We start from the raw sequence: 19099 nt of genomic DNA, 5'->3' as shown, positions 1-19099 counted from the left end.
GTAGTTTATGATCCGTTTGTCACTTTGTCTTGCGGACTTTCCTCTATTGACATAGTGTCTATTCGCCCTATAACTCGATAAACTGTAATCATTAATTCTTTGCCTTTTAAGTGTACATCGTCCACTCGCTCAGTTTTAAATTGATTATTCAAGTAATTCAGTGTTGGCTCGCCAATTAAAATTCGACAGTCGCTTTCTGCATCAATCGATTTATCAAAACTTTCTAGGCGTGAAGCGGTGTTGACGGTGTCACCTATAACGGTGTATTCCTGACGATCTACCGCGCCTAGACTACCTGCAACTAGGTGTCCTGTGAAAATGCCTACCCGCATACGAATTTGTGGCAGTCCTTGTTCGTGCCAAATACAGCGTAATTTTTCAATTTCTTGGCGCATTTCTAAGGCACATTCCACAGCATTAATCGCGTCTTGTCTAATTTCTGCGGTGGATTCGCGCGGAAATGGCACACCAAACACAGCCATAATGGCATCACCTATAAATTTATTGACTTGGCCATTATGTTTTTCAACCACAGAAACCATTGCTTCCATGTATTGATTAAGCCAATCCATCAAGGCTTGTGGTTCCATGCGTTCAGAAACGGTGGTGAAATTTTGTAAATCTGTAAAGAGGACAGTTGCGGTTAGACGTTGTGTAACTAAACGTCCTGCACTGAGATAATGTTCACGTTGCCGCCAAATGGCTTCAGCAACGTCTTTTGAAACGTGTTTTGAAAAGATTTGCATCAGCATGTCGCGGTTTTCTTTTTCTCGTTGCGAGAGGTAGCGAAACATGCTTAAGTGTCCGATTATCCAGCCAGCCGCAGGGGTGACGAGTAAGACCCAAATAAAATGGGTAAAACAAACGTAGGTAATTGTTACCAATAGGAGTAAACCGCCCACAAGGGAAAAACTAATTTTAGATAGGCTGTATGTCCACAAACAAAAGAAAGTCCCTGTAATTGTCCAAATCCAAATCCAAATGACTTCTTGCCATTCTGTCCAACTAGACATGGGGGGCGATTCATGTAGTGCCATTTGTAATAGTTGGCTGGTGATGTAGCCGTGAATCAATGCACCGGGTACACGTTGGTCGCCATCAATAAACCGTCCATAAGCAGGAAAGAGAAAGTCGGGCGTTGCTTCTGCGCGAATCCCGATAATGACTATCTTATCGGTGAATAAGTTAGGGTCAAATTGTCGATTGAGTACATCAGAAAGGGTTACATCGTTAAATTGCGCCAATGCAAAGGGATAGGTAAGCATAATTTGCCAACCCAACGTGTCCCCATCAACATAACCGCCATAATTAGGGGCAAGTGGAACAAGGCGTGTGCCATTAATGACTACGACACTTGGGTCTGATGCGTCTCCCTCCGTATAAATACCTTGTTTTGCTAAATAGTAGCGTGCAATCTTCATACTAAAGGCTTCATGCAATTCGCCAAATTCATCAACAATGTAGAGTAGCCCACGACGGACAACCCCACCTGAATCTATGGGCAAATCATTAAACGCAACTTGATCTGTTCCTTGCAAAATAGGCGGCGGGTCAACATGAACCCCTTGTTCATTTTTGTATTTTTTAATGGCAATAATATTTTTATTATTTTTTAAAATTGTTTGTAGGCGTTCATAATCTGCACCTTTTTCATAAGGTACGGGTAAATCACGGTAAATATCTAAGCCTATCGTGCGGGGCTGTGCTTCGATAATAATACCTAACGCATCAGATAATTGCTTATCGGGCATGGGCCAGCCCCAATTGCGTTGGTCTTCATCGGTTAGCCAAACTAGGGTAATCCGTGGGTCTGCTGTTTTTTCAGCGGTTCTATTTAACGTTGCGCGTGTCCATAACATTAAATCGTAATAATATAATTCTAATGGTTGCAAAACACCGAACAGACGAGCAGCCAGCACAATCAGAAACACCAAATGCCCTATCAAAACAGCAATAAGCAGTGGTTTTTTAATGAAAAAATTTAGTTTTTGTGCCATCGTGATTGATGTGCTTTGAAATGGGAATTCTAAAGAGGAATGCTTAACAAGGAACAAACAGGCTTTAAACGGAGATAAAGAAGATTATCCCAAGGCATTCAGTAACAAATCGTATCACATACTAGCACAGTCTATTGGTTAGACTGTAATTAACGATTTATTAGATTGATAAAATAGGGGAGAGTTAAAAATGGTGCCGATGGCCGGACTCGAACCGGCACAGCATGAGCCACCACCACCTCAAGATGGCGTGTCTACCAATTCCACCACATCGGCATTTAAGAAATGTTTTACAGCAAACAGTCAAAATAAGCGCGCATTATAACGGGAGTGATTTTATTTGTATAGCATCATCTGTACACTTCATTCATCTGCAACAAATTGCATCCCCACTTGTAATCAAGCATTTGAAGCATTAAATGCCTGATTGAAAAATAAGATTACTAATATTACTCTTTATATTTTATATATTTAAATCTTGGGTCGTCGGGCGTGCCTTCTAAAATACCATCATCAGGTTGCCATAAGATAACTTCTTCAATCTTTTTCGCCAGTGAAAAATCTTTATCTGTAATTCCCTTTGCAGAATGCGTCATTAACTTAACAATAACAAATGCATAAGATGCACTTAAATCGGGGTGATGCCATGCTGCTTCAGCGAGATGTCCGACAGTATTAATCACCATTAGCGTTCCTTTCCAGCCACTGGTTTTGTATTTACGCCGAATCCAACCCTCTTCATAATGCCAATGTGGGAGTTCTGTTGCTAGCTTTTGTCCGACTTCATCGGGACTATATACACGTTGTTCTTCTTTCATCACATAACTCCTGTTTTATCAAGTTGTCAGCGTATGGCTTCTTTTATATAAATCTAATTACAAAAAACAAGTTGTAGAAAGTGACAATTTTTAAAAAGTTTCTCTTACAATAAAGAGATGTAACAAAAATCATTCATGTTGTTTATGTCATAAAATTTGCTTAAATACACCTAAAAAAATGACAACAGCATGAATATAAATATTTTTTCGGGGAAACTGATGATGAGTATCAAGTATAAGTTACCGTTAGCATTCTTAGTAATTGCTTTCGTAACAGCCAGTTCAACAACCTTATTTTCTATTCTATATTTCTCACGAATTTTAAATACTGAAGCACAAGATTCGGTGGAATATCTAGCAGAAACTATTTCGCAAGATAATATTCTACAAGCACTTGTGGTGTTGAATATTCATAATAAAATGCCCAGCTATTTAGAGGAGTTGGTAAATACCAAACGGTTACACCATATTGTTGTGACGGATATCGTTGGAAACGAATTAGGAAGCGCGGGAAATATTTCAGCGTCATCGGGATTTGTACAAGCCAGTTACCCCATTAAAAAAAATAATAAATTTAAATTTTCTATGCCGGGTTATCAAGGTGATGTTCCCGTTGCAATCTTGACAATAGGCTTATCAACCGAACGCTATGACAATATTACACAACAAGCTGTTTTAAATCTTTCGCTGATTATGTTGCTCTGTATTATCTGTGCATTGATTTTAAACTATTTTCTATCACGGAATATTATCGGGTTGGAAATTCAAGCGGAGGAGGCAAACCGTAATTTACTAGAGAAAAATAGTGAACTAGAGGCTTTTGCACATACGGTTGCCCATGATTTAAAAAATCCCATTAATGCCATTATCGGTTTTGCTGAACTAGGGATTGAAGAAATGGAAGAAATGCAAGATGACCCACGACGGGAAATTCTCAATAAATCATTTGAAATTATTATAAAATCTGGGAAAAAATCCGTCGAAATTATCCATTCTTTATTACTACTGGCCACCGTAGAAAAACAGCATATTCAACTGGATAAGATTGACATGAAAACGGTTATTACCGCCGTAGAAGGGCGTTTAATGCCAATGATTGAACAATTTCAAGGAAAATTAACCATCCCTGAACAGTTTCCGCTAGTCATTGGTTATGCCGATTGGATTGAAGAAATTTGGATGAATTACTTAACCAATGGGCTTAAATATGGTGGACATCCGCCTTTATTAGAAATTGGGACAACGCTGAAACCAAACAATTTTGTTGAATTTTGGGTTAAAGATAATGGACGTGGAATGTCTGTTGAAGAAACGGCAAAGCTATTTCGCCAGTTTTCTCGATTAGAACGAGATAGGCAGCGTAATGAAGGGCATGGTTTAGGACTTTCTATCGTGCGACGAATTACCAACAAATTGGGAGGCAATGCGGGTGTAGAAAGCGTACAAGGGGAAGGCAGTCGCTTCTACTTTACCTTACCGCTTGCCAGCCAATCTTCTCACTAACATGACACATTCACAACCCTATGGTTTAAAAGCTTATACAGGTTGCTTGCTTGGGCTTGCTGTTGGCGATGCACTAGGAACAAGTGTGGAATTTCAAGCACCTCACAGTTTTTCTCCGCTCACCGATATGATAGGGGGCGGTTTTTTTGAACTGACGGCGGGACAATGGACAGATGATACATCAATGGCACTGTGTCTAGCAGAAAGCTTAATAACAAAACAAGCCTTTGACCCTGTTGACCAAATGGAACGGTATTTGCTCTGGTATCAACAAGGACATTTGAGCAGTACAGACAAATGTTTTGATATTGGCAACACCGTATTAAACGCACTCAAAACGTTTGAGAAAACCCGCGAACCTTATTGTGGACTAACCGATATACAAGCCGCTGGTAATGGTTCACTCATGCGGCTTGCGCCTGTTCCACTGTTTTATGCTTATAACCCCTTAAATGCAATACAATATGCAGCTAACAGCTCGCAAACAACCCATGCGACACGTACAGCAGTTGATGCGTGTCGATTTTTTGCGGGCTTACTTATTGGCGCACTACAAGGAGAAAGCAAAACAACATTGCTGAGTACGCGCTACTGTCCACTGGCTGATTATTGGCATACTTATCCATTAGCACCTGAAATTGATGCAATTGCTTGTGGAAGTTACAAACAAAAAATACCACCGCCTCCCTCTGTCGTAAAACATTGGAGCGAAATAGAGAATAACCGCTACATACGCGGAACAGGTTATGTTGTGAATTCGCTAGAGGCAGCACTATGGGCGTTTTATCACACAGAAACATATACTGATGGCGTACTTAAAGCCGTGAATTTAGGGGATGATGCTGACACAACAGGCGCGATTTACGGACAACTAGCTGGTGCATTTTACGGTGAAACAGCCATTCGCCCCGATTGGCTTGCAAAACTGGCACACCGTAAGCGCATCACTGATTACGCTACGCAATTGGCAACCTTGGCATGGCAAAGACAGTACCCGAGTTAAACTATTCATACCATTTGGTTTTACGATTATTTAGGCATAAAATAACCGTGAATATTATAAATGGAGAGGAAAGCAATGAGTATGGAGCATAGAAAATACCTAAGACATTCAGCGGCAATTCCCATCACCGTTTCATTGATAGATGAATCGTTGACTAACCTACAATTTTTAAGCAATGTCAGTTCTGGTGGACTGGCATTCAAATCAGAAAATCCTTGGGAAGATGGTAAGACTGTCACAATTAGTTTTCCATTGCCCTATGATTTTTCTAGTGATTTACTTAAGGTTTATGGGCGCGTCGTTTGGTGTCGCTATATTGAGTCTGACCAATATGATATTGGTGTAGAATTTTTACAGTCCGCAGAAACGGCTGTTGATACCGTGTTTCTGGTGGAAAAACTGTATGCCCAATTAGAACAACAAGAAGAAGAACAAACATTTTGGCTGCCACATATTACTGTTGCCGCAGTGATTGAAACGGAAGGACGGTTTTTACTGGTTGAAGAAGATGTTAATGGCATGGCGGTTTTTAACCAGCCCGCAGGACATTTGGATAAATCAGAAAGTATTACGAATGCCGTTATTCGTGAAACATTAGAAGAAACCGCATGGCATTTTACGCCAACAGAAATTATAGGTATTTATCAATACACCAATCCTCTCAATGACACAACCTATTTACGTATTGTCTTTTGTGGTAAGCATCATGACTATTCGCCCGATCTCCCCTTAGATAAAGAAATTATTCGTACTGTATGGATGACGCGCGAGGAAATTATTGAACAACCGTTACGTAGCCCCATGGTATTACGTGCAATTGATGATTACCTAAACGGTGTTAGATACCCGTTAAATATCATTACAATGTTGTAAAAATACAATGCGTCAACCCTTTCTTAATAAATGTCCGCTGTAGCTTGATTGCATCATAGTAGGGTAACGGACTCGTTACCCATTAACTTCCCTTCTCTACTTCATATTTTCACAAGCAATTTACTGTTTGCAACTGTCCTAAGATTTTTTGTCTGAATAAAAACGCTTAGAATTAACAGAAAGCTAAACTTATCAACGCCATCGTTTTTCCACCAATTAATACTGAAAGTCCTGATACAGACAACGATTATATTTATCCCCACCAGATTTAGATTATCAACATTATCTATTGCTCGTTGCCAAGTTTCACTTGGTAATGCCTATTCAGGTACTTGAACGCCCCACGCTTAAGTCCGCTTGTACTCGGCAAGCGGAGCTTGCAAGGCAGGCATTACCAAGCAGAGCTTGGTAACGAGCAAAAGCTAAACTTATCAACGCCATCGTTTTTCCACCAATTAATACTGAAAGTCCTGATACAGACAACGATTATATTTATCCCCACCAGATTTAGATTATCAACATTATCTATCTAATTTAGAATAAATATTTTTTGTCACAAAACGGTCATATAAAAATTGTAGAATCCAGATTGCAGAATAAAAATTAAAAATGAATAAACGAGGATGGCAACAGGAGTGTTCACTAAGTTATTATCTAAGGGGAAGTTATCATGCAACTCAATCAACAACTAGCCGTTTATCTGCAAAAAACAGGTAAACCTTTTTCGGTTCATTTTATACCCGAAAGTGACGAGTGGTGTGTAACCGTTGGTTCTGCCAGCACCAGCCATGCCCGTTTAGAAGATGCCATGCGTTGCGTGTGGTCTGATATAGACGACTATGATCAAGTTGTTAATCATAACCATTAAGCAATAAAAAACGGCTTCTCTGTTATCCTTGTTTTTATGAGAAGCCGTTGCATTTTCCATCCTTTCCGCTCTCACCTGCTCTCAACGTTCCGCTACAGGTTTCCGCATCATTATAAAATAAGGATGTTCACCTGTTGGTAGTTTTCCTGCGGGATTCTCGCGCGTTGGTAACATCGCCATTAATGGCAATAATTGACGTTGCCAAACAGCAAAAATACGCTGTAATTCCATAACGGGCGTTTGATGTTCATCAACCCGTAAATCAAGATAAGGATAACTTTCTTGATGCACAACATATAAACAAGCAGATTGTCGTCCACGATAATCGCCACCTGTCGCATCACCCGCCATTAAAGCGCGTAACAAACGTTCAGGCAAAGAAAGGCTTGTTTCTGCTAAAAAAACCTGCTCCATCTCCGCAACAGTACTCGCATCCTGCATCATATTCGCGACAATCACAAAACCAGCCCCACAAACTTGCCCACACCACGCAAAACACGCTTTTCCTGTATGTGCGATTGCGTTTCCTTTTGCGTCAACTATTGCTATTTGGCGTGTATTAAATAACGGGTCAACTGCCGCTAACATTTGTAAAACTGCATCGGCTGTTCCACCCTTTGCTAATTGTTCAAGCCCGATAATGCCTAAATAAGGATTTAATTTTGCCTGTGTTGCAATTGCTCCAACGCCTGCTTGTGCGCGTATAGCAAGCCCACCAATGGCAGGGATTGCAGTACACATTGCAACGCCTAACATCCCTGTTTCTGCACAACGGGCAGTAATAGAAAAAGTGGATAAATACATGATTATGCAGTTGCTGGGCGACCTGCTTTGCGTAATATCCCCCGTTGCGGGTCATAACCAAAAATCGCAAGGGTAAAAAAGAGTACAAATGCCCCTAACACAACCATAAACGACACCCCATTAAACTGCCCATATAAAGCAAAACGAATTAATTCAATTGCATGGGTGAAAGGATTATACATTGCTAACCAATGTACCCAGACCGCGCCCGATTCTTCTAGCTTCCATAAAGGGTATAAGGCAGAAGAGATAAAAAACATGGGGAAAATCACGAAATTGATTGTTCCTGCAAAATTCTCTAACTGCTTAATATGGACAGATAAAAGCAACCCAAGCGCACCCAACATCATGCCACTCAATGTTAAGGGCAGAAAAATATATAACCAACCACTTAATGGGATATCTACACCATAAGCATACGTAATTATTAAAAAAGTATAAGATTGTAATACTGATAACAATGTTCCAGCGCATAACTTACAGAATAATAAATACCAACGCGGCAATGGTGCTGTTAATAATAAACGCATCATTCCCATTTCCTTATCATAAACCATTGATAAAGATGAATTCATGCCATTAAATAACAATGTTATGCCTAATAATCCGGGAACAACATATACCTGATACTCAATATAAGTGTCATAAGGTGGAATAATGGAAACCCCAAACACGTTTTGAAACCCTGCGGAAAACACGACTAACCACAATGTAGGACGCACTAATGCTGAGAATAAGCGTCCTGTTTGCGAGAGAAACTTAATCACTTCCCGACTTGCAACTGCTGTTAAGGCTTGTAAAGCATGGCTTAATGTCATTGTAAATACTCTTAATTTAGTTTGATAAATTTTAGTCAACCATTTGCAAAAGCAGCACAGATAATACTGCGTTATCCATTATTCATCCCCATTCTTTATTAATTTTTTCAACAAGAGATTGTTACATCGAACACAGGTTAAGTTACACCTTAAAAGCGGGTAAACTACACTTTCATTCACTTTCTTTTATTTTTTAATAACACTCATGTCCAGTCATATTCCTGATATTTTAAAAAAAATTCTCCAGCGTAAAACCGAAGAAATCATTGAACGTGCTGAAAAAACGTCTTTAAAAAAATTAAGCCAAATTGCCACTGATGCTGCTGCACCACGCGATTTTATCGCGGCCATTGAAGCCCGTTTGCGCGTTCAACAAGCAGCCGTTATTGCCGAGATAAAAAAAGCCTCACCCAGTAAAGGCATTTTACGCCCCCAGTTTTATCCTGAAGAAATTGCTAAAAGCTATGCACGCAGTGGTGCGGCTTGTTTATCTGTCCTGACTGACCGTGATTTTTTTCAAGGCGCGGAAGAATATTTACAACAAGCAAAAGCCGCCTGTGCATTACCCGCTTTACGAAAAGACTTTATTATTGATGCCTATCAAGTTTATGAAGCTCGCGCAATTGGTGCGGATTGCATTTTGCTCATTGTTGCAGCCCTCGGTGATGCACAACTACAAGATTTAACAGGTCTAGCTTATCATTTAGGGATGGATGTACTGATTGAAGTGCATGACCGTGAAGAATTAGAACGTGCTTTACCCTTAAACACAACATTAATCGGGATTAATAATAGGGATTTACGCACGTTTAATACCTATTTAGAAACGACATTAGATTTACTAGCGCATATCCCTAAAGAACGTATTGTCGTGACAGAAAGCGGCATTCATACCCCACAAGATGTAAAACTATTTCGTGATGCGGGGGTTGATACCTTTCTTGTTGGCGAAGCCTTTATGCGTGCGGTTGACCCCGGTGAAGCCTTGCAACACCTATTCTATGCCTAATTAATTTTCTTCTCTGGTAATGGGTTATAACCATGAACGACGCAACATTAACACAGCTTTTTATCGGCACACTCCGCCCATTACCGCCTGAAGGACAATTAACAGGTATTTATAAACACGCTGTAACCGATAGCATAAGCGTTACACCGCTAGGCTTAACAGGCGACCACCAAGCCGACAAGCGCGTACATGGGGGGACAGAAAAAGCAATTCATCACTACGCCGCCGAAAATTACGCATTATTAGCACAACAGTATCCTAACTGTAGCGACCAATTTATAGCAGGGAGTTTAGGCGAGAATTTCTCCAGTGATGGTTTACATGAAAATAACGTCTGCATAGGCGATATTTTTCAAGTCGGTCAAGCCATCTTGCAAGTTAGCCAACCCCGTAGCCCGTGTTGGAAAATTAACCATAAATTTGGTTTAGAACAAATATCTATGTTTATCCAACAACAAAATATTACCGGTTGGTATTATCGCGTTTTGCAGACAGGATACATACAAGCAGGCGATAAACTTCTCTTAGTAGAACGTCCAAATGCGGATTTAACCCTTGCCCATTTCTGGAATTGCGTATTAGAACACCGCCCAGCCATTGCTATTATAGAATCCATCAGTCTAGCCATTGGATTAGCACCACAATGGCAACAGCGTCTCAAAGACCGCGCCGTGTGGTTAGGGCAACATCACTAAAAAATGATTGAGGACAATATATGGATTCCAAGTTTAAACAATTATATAACACGTTTAGCCCTGAACCCTTGCCTGCGGGAGATGAAAAATATGTGGATTTTCAAGCAGTACGTGGTGGGAGTGATGTTTTACAATTAGCCCATCGTATTGAATTATCTGATAAAACCATGACTTGCCAATTATATTCGGGACACATGGGCGGAGGAAAAACAACAGAATTATACCGTTTGGTTGAGGCGTTACGTCAATTAGGTTATCAAGTGGTTTATTTTTCCGCAGGTGGCATGGATGTAGAGCCAGAGGATGCGCGTTATACCGATGTATTATTAGCTTGTGTGCGCTATTTATTACAGGATTTAAAAGCACAATCGACAGAACCTTTATATCATTGGTTAAAAGAACGATGGGATGGAATAAAAGAATTTTTAAATTCGCAAGTAGAATTAAACCTTGAGTTAGAAGCGAAATTACCTTTAGCGTTTGCTGAATTAAGCAGTACGATTAAAGTCAACCCCAGTGTGCGCAGTAAAATTCGTGATTTATTAGACCCTTATACGGTAACTTTAGTTGAAGCGTTAAATGAATTTATTCGATTAGCAAAACCCGACAGCCATAAATTAGTCTTGATTGTGGATGGCTTGGATAAAATTGTAAAAGTGGTGACGGATGAAAGCACAGGACGGACGAATTTAGAAGAAATTTTCATAGACCGCAGTGAACAGTTAAAACGGTTAGCCTGTCATGTGGTTTATACCGTACCAATTTCGTTAGCGCATTCAACCAGTGCGGTAGAACTAGAAAACCGTTATGGACAACGGGTAGAAATTTTGCCGATGATAACCATTCGTAAGCGTGGCACAAAAGAATTGTGTGAGTGTGGGTTAAAAACCTTGAGTGAACTGATTGAAAAACGCTTGCAGGTTGCCGCGCTAACATTAACCGATTTTTTAAACGAGGCGGATTTAAAGCGTTTATGCTTGATGAGTGGTGGACATACGCGAAATTTGGTGCAGTTAGTGCGGACAGCGTTGGAATATAGCTCAAGTTTTCCTTTGTCAACGAAAGCGGTTGATAAAGCCATTGCACAAATGCGCGATACGATGCGGCGTTCAATAGACGCGCATGAATGGGAAAAACTGGCTGAGGTACATCGTGACCAAGACGAGAAAAACTATCGTGATTTATTATTTCGGCGCGTCATTTTGGAATATCGAGATGATGATGAAACAACATGGCATGATATTCACCCGTTAATTGAAGAGATAGAAGAATTTAAAACCGCAATGATGAAGATAATAGAATAATGTTCAATGAATTAGACGCTGGAGAATATACGGCTTTGTCGCGGGCTTTACAGTGGCTGGATGGTTTTGGCTTTTTTTTTGTTGAGTGTACGCCCGCACAAGGTCAGTTATTAATCAAGCGGTTAAGTGATGAGTTAAGAAATAAAAAAACGCAGGTTTTATCATTAACTGAAGAAATCCCTGATTTACGCAAGTTAATTTTACAATTGGCAGATTATCAAACGCTAGAAGTGTTGTTTTTAGTCGGATTAGAACAGTCATTTACACCACATATTAAAGCGGGTTATGGCGGTGAAGGTGATTATTACCGTGAAGATTCTGTCCCGCCTGTCTTAGGGCGATTGAATTTAGATAGAGAAATCATCAAATCAGATTTTCCACATTTAGCCATTGTGTGTATTTTGCCGAAATTTGGCATTAAATATTTTATCCGACGCGCGCCCGATTTTTTTGATTGGCGCAGTGGATTCTTTCATTTTGCAACAGAAAAAACCCTTTTAACGCAATTAATCGCTGAGAAAACGGCTATTGATTATGATGTGTATTTGCAACTTTCTGAAATAGAAAAACAAGCACGGTTATTAGAACTAGTTGAATTATTAGAAGAACCCGAACAAGATGATGAAAATAAAGCAACTTTACATCGGGAAATTGGCATAATATTAGAGAGTTTAACGCGGACTGAAGAAGCCATAGCAAGTTATGACAAAGCGATTGCCTTTAAACCTGATTATGCTTTCGCTTGGCGTAATCGTGGAGTTGCACTTGCTAATTTAGGACGCAATGAAGAAGCCATAGCAAGTTATGACAAAGCGATTGCCTTAAAACCTGATTATGTCTTCGCTTGGCGTAATCGTGGGACTGCACTTGTTAATTTAGGACGTTATGAAGAAGCCATAGCAAGTTATGACAAAGCGATTGCCTTTAAACCTGATGATGCTTTAGCTTGGTACAATCGTGGGAGTGTGCTGGATGATTTGGGACGCAATGAAGAAGCCATAGCAAGTTATGACAAAGCGATTGCCTTTAAACCTGATGATGCTTCAGCTTGGAATAATCATGGGTTTGCACTTGCTAATTTAGGACGCAATGAAGAAGCCATAGCAAGTTATGACAAAGCGATTGCCTTTAAACCTGATTATGTTTTAGCTTGGAATAATCGTGGGAATGCACTTGCTAATTTAGGACGCAATGAAGAAGCCATAGCAAGTTATGACAAAGCGATTGCCTTTAAACCTGATTACGCTTTCGCTTGGCGTAATCGTGGGATTATGCTGGCTAATTTAGGACGTTATGAAGAAGCCATAGCAAGTTATGACAAAGCGATTGCCTTAAAACTTGATTACGCTTTCGCTTGGGATAATCGTGGGTTTGCGCTTGCTAAGTTAGGACACTATGAAGAAGCCATAGCAAGTTATGACAAAGCGATTGCCTTAAAACCTGATGATGCTTTAGCTTGGAATGGTCGTGGGAGTGTATTATGGAAGCAGGGAAAATTAAGTGAAGCAGAAGATAATATTGCAAAAGCATTGGTTATTGAACCTAGCTCTTTACCCTTCTTATGTACTGATATTGAGCTTGCCCTAGTACAGCAAGATTTTGTGCGGATGCAACAACGACTAACTGTTGTTTTACCATTATTGAAACCCAGCGATGAGACGTTTGTTATTGTCCCCTTTCTTCAATGGCTATCACAACCAACAGAATCAATTCAACCTATTTTAACGGCTATCCAACAAGTTGCTACTCAAATAACTTGGGATTTTGGCACTACCCAACCCGCCATTGACCGACTTACACCTGAACAACAACATATTGCCCGTGCCTTTATAGATTACTTCCAAAATAAAATAGACTTTATAACGTTACAACAAACCATTGAAATAAAATAAATATAAAAACCACCCAAAAAAAAGGACGGCAACGCCGTCCCTAAGTACTTTTGATTGAGAAAAACGATTATGCCGCTTTACTCAGTTGTATCAACATCTGATTTAAACGACTGATAAAACTGGCGGGGTCTTCTAATTGTCCCCCTTCACTTAACAAGGCTTGGTCAAACAGAATTAATGCCCAATCACCAAAACGATTCTCGTCTTGTTCCCGTTCCATCGCTAAAATGAGCGGATGTGTCGGATTAATTTCAATAATTGGTTTGCTACTGCTGATACTCTGCCCTGCCGCTTTTAATAAGCGTTCTAAACTCGCATCCATTCCCTGTTCATCGGCGACTAAACAGGCGGGCGAATTGGTTAAACGATAGGTTGTCCGTACTTCTTTGACTTTACCGACTAATACTTTTTGAATGCGCTCTAATAACGGTTTCTTTTCCGTATTGGCTTTTTCAACTTGGTCTTTTTCCGCTTGGTCTTCTAACTGACCTAAATCTAACGAGCCTTTTGTAATGGATTGTAAAGACTTACCTTCAAACTCAGTTAAGTGCATCACTAACCATTCGTCAATCGGTTCGGATAGCAACACCACTTCAATGCCTTTCTTGCGGAAAATTTCTAAATGAGGGCTACTTTTTGCCGCCGCGAAAGTTTCGGCAGTGATGTAATAAATCTTTTCCTGCCCTTCTTTCATCCGCCCAATATATTGTTCTAACGAAATAGCTGGTTGATTATTGTCATCATGCGTGGTGGAGAAGCGTAACAATTTAGCGACTTTTTCGCGGTTGCTGTGGTCGTCGACAATGCCTTCTTTTAAAACCTTGCCAAACTCACGCCAAAAGGTTGCGTATTTTTCGGGTTCGTTATTTGCCAAATTTTCTAACGCACCAAGAATTTTCTTTACTGTGCCAGAACGAATTGATTCAATCTGTTTATTCTGTTGCAGAATTTCGCGTGAGACATTTAACGGTAAATCGCTACTGTCCACCACACCACGCACAAAACGCAGATAAGGCGGTAATAATTGTTCGCTGTCATCCATAATAAAAATACGGCGGACATAAAGTTTCATTCCACGCCGTGTATTTCTATCCCACAAATCAAAGGGGGCGCGACCGGGAATAAACGCGAGCAGGTTGTATTCCATCGTCCCTTCGACTTTGTTATGAATCGTCAGTAACGGGGGTTCAAAATCGTGGGCAACATGTTTGTAAAACTCGTTATACTCTTCCTCTGTCACATCGGCTTTATTGCGCACCCATAAAGCGGTTGCACTGTTGACAACTTCGTCTTTAATAACCTTAAGGTTTTCATCATTTTCATCCGTGCTAACGGTGGGCATGATGATGGGTAAGGTGATATGGTCAGAATATTTTTTGATGATGCTTTTTATGCGATATTCTTGTAAAAATTCGTCTTCATCATCACGTAAATGGAGGGTTATTTCTGTTCCACGTTGCGCTTTATCAACTGTTTCAATGGTATATTCGCCATCACCCGCAGATTCCCAACGCACACCATGTTCAGCGGTTAGCCCTGCACGACGGGTGGTTAAAGTAACTTTATCAGCGATAATGAAAGACGAGTAGAAACCAACCCCAAATTGACCGATTAGTTGCGCATCTTTGGCTTGGTCGCCTGTTAAGGCTTTGAAGAATTGACGTGTCCCTGATTTGGCAATCGTTCCAATATTTTCAATCACTTCTTCCCGTGACATACCAATACCGTTGTCACGAATGCTAATTGTCCGCGCATCTTGATTGACTTCAACCCAGATTTTTAATTGACTATCGCCTTCATACAATCCGTCGTCAGAAAGGGCTTCAAAGCGTAATTTATCTGCCGCGTCAGAGGCATTAGAAACCAATTCGCGTAAGAAAATTTCTTTGTTGCTGTATAAAGCATGAATCATTAAATCAAGCAGTTGTTTAACTTCTGCTTGAAAACCTAGTGTTTCTTTATGGTTATCGACCACCATTGCGTCATTCTCCTTATTGTTTTGAAGTGGTGTAGATGTAGGGGTGTGATTGTAGATTTCAAGAAAATTCGTCACGGTATCGCGATTAAATGTGTTATCTGCATTAGAATTTGGGGTAGTGGGTTGTTATTGTCTGAATTAGAATTTTTAGGATTAACGGGTTTTTTTGCATTGAGATAGCGTTATTTTTCAGTTTTTAATGTGGTTAGTTGGTGTTAATTCTACAAATTTGTTTAATCCTAATTCAGACGGCTATGGGTTTTTAAATGTAGAAAATATAGATTGTAAAAATGTTGTGATGAAAAGGGCTTAACCTGATAATGATTCAATTGGTTTAAAGTTGTGCAGTTGCACATATTTTGGATAGGATAAACCTATTTTCTTTTAGATAATTGATATAATAAGAGATTCTTCAATGATTAAAGTAGGCATTGTTGGCGGTACAGGTTATACAGGCGTGGAGTTATTGCGGTTATTAGCGATGCATTCCGAAGTGCGCGTGCAGATGGTTACGTCGCGCGGTGAGGCAGGGATAAAAGTCGCGGATATGTTCCCAAATTTGCGGGGGTTTATCGATTTGCCTTTTACCGAGCCTGAGCCTGAGCAATTAGCTAAATGTGATGTGGTGTTTTTTGCAACGCCTAACGGAACGGCAATGCAAAGTGTGCCTGATTTATTAAAAATGGGCGTGCGCGTTATTGATTTAGCCGCCGATTTTCGCTTGAAAGAGACGGCAACATGGGAAGAATGGTATAAGGTTAAACATGCTTGTCCTGATTTATTAACCGATGCAGTTTATGGATTACCTGAGGTTAATCGCACGGCAATTGCTACGGCGCGTTTAGTTGCAAATCCGGGCTGTTATGCAACGGCTGTGCAGTTAGGATTTATTCCGTTGCTTGAGGCGGGTGTTGTTGACCCAAAAAGTTTAATTGCTGATGTAAAGTCTGGCGTGAGTGGCGCGGGGCGTAAAGCAGAAGTGGGAACGCTAATGGGGGAAACGGGTGAGAGCTTTAAAGCCTATAATGTGGCAGGACATCGGCATTTACCCGAGATTATTCAGGGTTTAAATCCTTTATCACCTGTGCCTGTGCAATTAACCTTTGTGCCACATTTGTTGCCGATGATTCGCGGTATTCATGCAACCTTATACGCAACTTTGTATGAAGATAGTGCGTTACATTTGCAAAATATTTTTGAACAACGTTATAAAGATGAACCGTTTGTTGATGTTTTACCTGCAGGCTCACATCCTGAAACGCGCAGTGTACGGGGCGCGAATGTTTGTCGAATTGCTGTACATCGCCCACAGGGTGGTAATGTGGTGGTGGTGTTGGCAGTCATTGATAATTTGGTGAAAGGGGCAGCAGGGCAGGCAGTGCAGAATATGAATATTATGTGTGGATTAGCGGAATCGACGGGGTTAAAAATCGTTGGTTTATTACCATAATGTAAGTTTGGCAGGTTAGCATCAGGCGTATTATGTGTTAATCATTTAATGCACTTGGATATTTTATTTAAAGAAGTGGTACAGGAGTAACGAGCGAATGTTGTGGGGTAAGAAGAAGAAAAAAGTAACACGGATTGATTCATTGATTGGGCAGGGAACTGAGATTCATGGTCATGTCGTGTTTGCAGGTGGCTTGCATATTGATGGCACGATTAAAGGGAATATCACGGCAAAAGATGAGTCTAGCTCGGTATTAACATTAAGCGAACAGGGGTCTATCAAAGGGGAAGTGCGTGTACCTAATGTGATTCTTAATGGCGTGGTGATGGGCGATGTTTATGCGTCTGAACATATCGAGCTTGCGCTCAATGCACGTGTAACGGGGAATGTTTACTATAATCTGATAGAAATGGCGATGGGTGCTGAGGTAAATGGCAGTCTGGTGCATCATACAGATAAAAAGCAGCCTTTATCGATTAAACATGATAAAGATAAGAAGGTCGCCAATATGGCAATGCCCATCGCACCCGAGATGAATGATAAGGATGAATAAAACATGTGTAAACGGTGGTGTGTTGTATTGTGGATGTGCTTAAGTTTAAATGCTTTCGCACTGCAAGCGGCTGATGAAGATTATCCCCCTCCCCCAACGGGTATAACGTGGGGTTGGCAAAATAATGTCACTTTTCCCTTAAACAGTGCCAAACTCCAAAAAGTAGCATTGCCTGTTTTGGATAATTTGGTTTATACATTGCGCCAATACCCGTCGGTTAATCTCTTAATCACAGGACGAGCAGACAATACAGGCGAGGAAAATTATAATTCACAACTCAGCCGTAAACGCGCAACCGTTGTTGAACAATATCTTATTAAACAAGGTGTAAATCCTAGCCAACTGAGTAAACAAGAGATTGGAGAACAACGCCCCGTTGCTTCTGACGCGTGTGCAGAAGACCGACAACGTAATCGGCGGGTGGATTTGGCTTTTTTCCCACAAGGCTATTTACCTGATTATGTTAAGCCTTTTCAGGGAGATACCAAGCCACAAGCGGGCGAGTGTGAGGAAGTAAAAGAAATGGAACGCTTTATTCATTCACACTAACTGTTTTTTTAGAGGTAACAATACGTTATAGTATGTTATCTCTACTATCTTATTTTCTCTTATATTATTCCTATGAAAAATTTTTCCCGCTATTTTTTCATCACCTTGCTGTTATTCAGTATCACACTTGCATTGCCTGCTGTTGCTCGCCAACAAACGACAGTCACGGACAAAGGCTTATTGTGGAAAATACAGAAAAAAGGCGTACAAACGGCTTATTTATTTGGCACTATTCATTCAGAAGATGCGCGAGTATTAGCGTTATCTGATGCCGTGAAGCAAGCCTTAAATAATGCCAATATTGCTGTTTTTGAGTTGGAATTAGGGCTATCAACGGTTTATCAAAGTGTCAGTGCTATGTATCTTGAAGAGGGCAAAACCTTGGATAAGGTATTAAACGCAGAAGATTACAAAGCCATTATTCAATCCCTTGCAGAAAAAGGCTATCCCGAAGTGACTGTAAAAACCATGAAACCATGGGCAATTATGGTTTTTCTCAGTGCGCCTAAACCAGAAACGGGACAATTTTTAGACATGGTGTTGTACCAAAAAGCCTTAAAGCAAGGTAAAAAAATCATTGGATTAGAAACAGCCGATGAACAGTTAAGCATTTTCGAATCCATGCCATTGGCTGACCAAGTGACTTTATTAAAAGATACACTCGCCCATTTTGATGAAATTGATGGCATGTTAGAAACGATGTACAAACACTATTTAGCACGTGATTTACAAGGGTTATTTGATTTTCAAGAAACTTACATCCGCGAAAAAACCGACAATCCTGAATTGGAACAAGCCTTGATGGTAAAAATGTTAGATGACCGTAATATACGAATGGTGGAGCGGATAGTGCCGATTTTACAAAAAGGCAAGGCATTTATTGCGGTGGGCGCGTTACATCTAGCGGGTAAGAAAGGGATTATTCAACAACTACGTCAACAAGGCTATACCGTTACTGCTGTTTGGTAAGCCCTAAAAGCTCTGT

The 19099-nt window shown here is 40.4% G+C and carries 17 protein-coding genes and 1 tRNA gene; 12 read left to right on the top strand and 6 right to left on the bottom strand.

The features are described from left to right. Positions 1-5: 5 nt before the first annotated feature. The 3 genes from AL038_RS17795 to AL038_RS17785 form a co-directional block, all read right to left on the bottom strand. The gene (locus AL038_RS17795; RefSeq protein ID WP_062155146.1) at positions 6-1997 is read right to left on the bottom strand and encodes a CHASE2 domain-containing protein; all 1992 of its coding nucleotides are present in this window, start codon (positions 1995-1997) and stop codon (positions 6-8) included. 191 nt (positions 1998-2188) lie between these two features. Continuing rightward, positions 2189-2273 (bottom strand) — tRNA-Leu (locus AL038_RS17790). 173 nt (positions 2274-2446) lie between these two features. Beyond that, positions 2447-2815, bottom strand: a complete 369-nt coding sequence (locus AL038_RS17785) for a 4a-hydroxytetrahydrobiopterin dehydratase (RefSeq protein WP_062155144.1) — start codon at positions 2813-2815, stop codon at positions 2447-2449. Positions 2816-3004: 189 nt separating this feature from the next. Between AL038_RS17785 and AL038_RS17780 the strand changes: the two genes are divergently transcribed. The 4 genes from AL038_RS17780 (at position 3005) to AL038_RS17765 (ending at position 7062) form a co-directional block, all read left to right on the top strand. Next, positions 3005-4318, top strand: coding sequence for a sensor histidine kinase (locus AL038_RS17780; RefSeq protein ID WP_083991583.1), 1314 nt, complete (start codon positions 3005-3007; stop codon positions 4316-4318). A gap of 1 nt (position 4319) precedes the next feature. Then, positions 4320-5321, top strand: a complete 1002-nt coding sequence (locus AL038_RS17775; RefSeq protein ID WP_062155137.1) for an ADP-ribosylglycohydrolase family protein — start codon at positions 4320-4322, stop codon at positions 5319-5321. A gap of 75 nt (positions 5322-5396) precedes the next feature. Then, positions 5397-6194 (top strand): NUDIX domain-containing protein, encoded by a 798-nt coding sequence (locus AL038_RS17770; protein WP_161575477.1) that lies wholly within the window; start codon positions 5397-5399, stop codon positions 6192-6194. Positions 6195-6864: 670 nt separating this feature from the next. Continuing rightward, positions 6865-7062, top strand: coding sequence for a hypothetical protein (locus tag AL038_RS17765; RefSeq protein ID WP_062155136.1), 198 nt, complete (start codon positions 6865-6867; stop codon positions 7060-7062). 81 nt (positions 7063-7143) lie between these two features. Here AL038_RS17765 and AL038_RS17760 read toward each other — a convergent pair whose 3' ends face one another. Both AL038_RS17760 and AL038_RS17755 read right to left on the bottom strand, forming a co-directional pair. Further along, positions 7144-7866 carry a DUF1028 domain-containing protein gene (locus AL038_RS17760; protein ID WP_062155133.1) on the bottom strand — a complete coding sequence of 241 codons (723 nt, stop codon included), beginning with the start codon at positions 7864-7866 and terminating at the stop codon, positions 7144-7146. Positions 7867-7868: 2 nt separating this feature from the next. Further along, on the bottom strand, positions 7869-8684 hold the full coding sequence (locus AL038_RS17755; protein WP_062155131.1) for an ABC transporter permease: 816 nt from the start codon (positions 8682-8684) through the stop codon (positions 7869-7871). A 205-nt stretch (positions 8685-8889) separates the two neighbouring features. Here AL038_RS17755 and trpC point away from each other — a divergent pair, with 205 nt between their 5' ends. From trpC to AL038_RS17735, 4 genes are read left to right on the top strand one after another with little or no spacing between them, the layout of a single operon-like run. Beyond that, complete coding sequence (gene trpC / locus AL038_RS17750) at positions 8890-9693, top strand: indole-3-glycerol phosphate synthase TrpC (protein ID WP_062155129.1); 804 nt, start codon at positions 8890-8892, stop codon at positions 9691-9693. A 32-nt stretch (positions 9694-9725) separates the two neighbouring features. Then, positions 9726-10388, top strand: a complete 663-nt coding sequence (locus tag AL038_RS17745; RefSeq protein ID WP_062155127.1) for an MOSC domain-containing protein — start codon at positions 9726-9728, stop codon at positions 10386-10388. 20 nt (positions 10389-10408) lie between these two features. Beyond that, a complete protein-coding gene (locus tag AL038_RS17740) occupies positions 10409-11692 on the top strand; it encodes an AAA family ATPase (RefSeq protein WP_062155125.1) in 1284 nt (427 codons plus the stop codon). Then, the gene (locus AL038_RS17735) at positions 11692-13584 is read left to right on the top strand and encodes a tetratricopeptide repeat protein (protein WP_062155123.1); all 1893 of its coding nucleotides are present in this window, start codon (positions 11692-11694) and stop codon (positions 13582-13584) included. The genes AL038_RS17740 and AL038_RS17735 overlap by 1 nt, the downstream gene beginning before the upstream one ends. 67 nt (positions 13585-13651) lie before the next feature. Here the strand turns inward: AL038_RS17735 and htpG are convergent, their stop codons facing one another. Continuing rightward, entirely contained in the window at positions 13652-15562 is a 1911-nt protein-coding gene (gene htpG / locus AL038_RS17730; RefSeq protein WP_062155121.1) for a molecular chaperone HtpG, read from the bottom strand. A gap of 415 nt (positions 15563-15977) precedes the next feature. Between htpG and argC the strand changes: the two genes are divergently transcribed. The 4 genes from argC to AL038_RS17710 all read left to right on the top strand — a co-directional run bounded on the left by argC (position 15978) and on the right by AL038_RS17710 (position 19083). Then, positions 15978-17012, top strand: coding sequence for an N-acetyl-gamma-glutamyl-phosphate reductase (argC, locus tag AL038_RS17725; protein WP_062155119.1), 1035 nt, complete (start codon positions 15978-15980; stop codon positions 17010-17012). Between the two features lie 97 nt (positions 17013-17109). Next, on the top strand, positions 17110-17565 hold the full coding sequence (locus tag AL038_RS17720; protein ID WP_062155117.1) for a bactofilin family protein: 456 nt from the start codon (positions 17110-17112) through the stop codon (positions 17563-17565). Between the two features lie 3 nt (positions 17566-17568). Then, complete coding sequence (locus AL038_RS17715; protein WP_062155115.1) at positions 17569-18114, top strand: OmpA family protein; 546 nt, start codon at positions 17569-17571, stop codon at positions 18112-18114. Positions 18115-18186: 72 nt separating this feature from the next. Further along, positions 18187-19083 carry a TraB/GumN family protein gene (locus AL038_RS17710; RefSeq protein ID WP_062155113.1) on the top strand — a complete coding sequence of 299 codons (897 nt, stop codon included), beginning with the start codon at positions 18187-18189 and terminating at the stop codon, positions 19081-19083. Positions 19084-19099: the final 16 nt, after the last annotated feature.

Origin of the sequence: Beggiatoa leptomitoformis (genome assembly GCF_001305575.3) — a bacterium.
Classification (GTDB): domain Bacteria; phylum Pseudomonadota; class Gammaproteobacteria; order Beggiatoales; family Beggiatoaceae; genus Beggiatoa; species Beggiatoa leptomitoformis.
This window is presented reverse-complemented; position numbering and strand designations above follow the sequence as displayed.

Coding starts and splice junctions, on each gene's coding strand:
- AL038_RS17760 (WP_062155133.1), bottom strand. CDS start 7,866: ATGTATTTATCCACTTTTTCTATTACTGCCCGTTGTGCAGAAACAGGG.
- AL038_RS17720 (WP_062155117.1), top strand. CDS start 17,110: ATGTTGTGGGGTAAGAAGAAGAAAAAAGTAACACGGATTGATTCATTG.
- AL038_RS17715 (WP_062155115.1), top strand. CDS start 17,569: ATGTGTAAACGGTGGTGTGTTGTATTGTGGATGTGCTTAAGTTTAAAT.
- AL038_RS17765 (WP_062155136.1), top strand. CDS start 6,865: ATGCAACTCAATCAACAACTAGCCGTTTATCTGCAAAAAACAGGTAAA.
- trpC (WP_062155129.1), top strand. CDS start 8,890: ATGTCCAGTCATATTCCTGATATTTTAAAAAAAATTCTCCAGCGTAAA.
- argC (WP_062155119.1), top strand. CDS start 15,978: ATGATTAAAGTAGGCATTGTTGGCGGTACAGGTTATACAGGCGTGGAG.
- AL038_RS17740 (WP_062155125.1), top strand. CDS start 10,409: ATGGATTCCAAGTTTAAACAATTATATAACACGTTTAGCCCTGAACCC.
- AL038_RS17775 (WP_062155137.1), top strand. CDS start 4,320: ATGACACATTCACAACCCTATGGTTTAAAAGCTTATACAGGTTGCTTG.
- AL038_RS17785 (WP_062155144.1), bottom strand. CDS start 2,815: ATGAAAGAAGAACAACGTGTATATAGTCCCGATGAAGTCGGACAAAAG.
- AL038_RS17770 (WP_161575477.1), top strand. CDS start 5,397: ATGAGTATGGAGCATAGAAAATACCTAAGACATTCAGCGGCAATTCCC.
- AL038_RS17745 (WP_062155127.1), top strand. CDS start 9,726: ATGAACGACGCAACATTAACACAGCTTTTTATCGGCACACTCCGCCCA.
- AL038_RS17780 (WP_083991583.1), top strand. CDS start 3,005: ATGAATATAAATATTTTTTCGGGGAAACTGATGATGAGTATCAAGTAT.
- AL038_RS17710 (WP_062155113.1), top strand. CDS start 18,187: ATGAAAAATTTTTCCCGCTATTTTTTCATCACCTTGCTGTTATTCAGT.
- htpG (WP_062155121.1), bottom strand. CDS start 15,562: ATGGTGGTCGATAACCATAAAGAAACACTAGGTTTTCAAGCAGAAGTT.
- AL038_RS17795 (WP_062155146.1), bottom strand. CDS start 1,997: ATGGCACAAAAACTAAATTTTTTCATTAAAAAACCACTGCTTATTGCT.
- AL038_RS17755 (WP_062155131.1), bottom strand. CDS start 8,684: ATGACATTAAGCCATGCTTTACAAGCCTTAACAGCAGTTGCAAGTCGG.
- AL038_RS17735 (WP_062155123.1), top strand. CDS start 11,692: ATGTTCAATGAATTAGACGCTGGAGAATATACGGCTTTGTCGCGGGCT.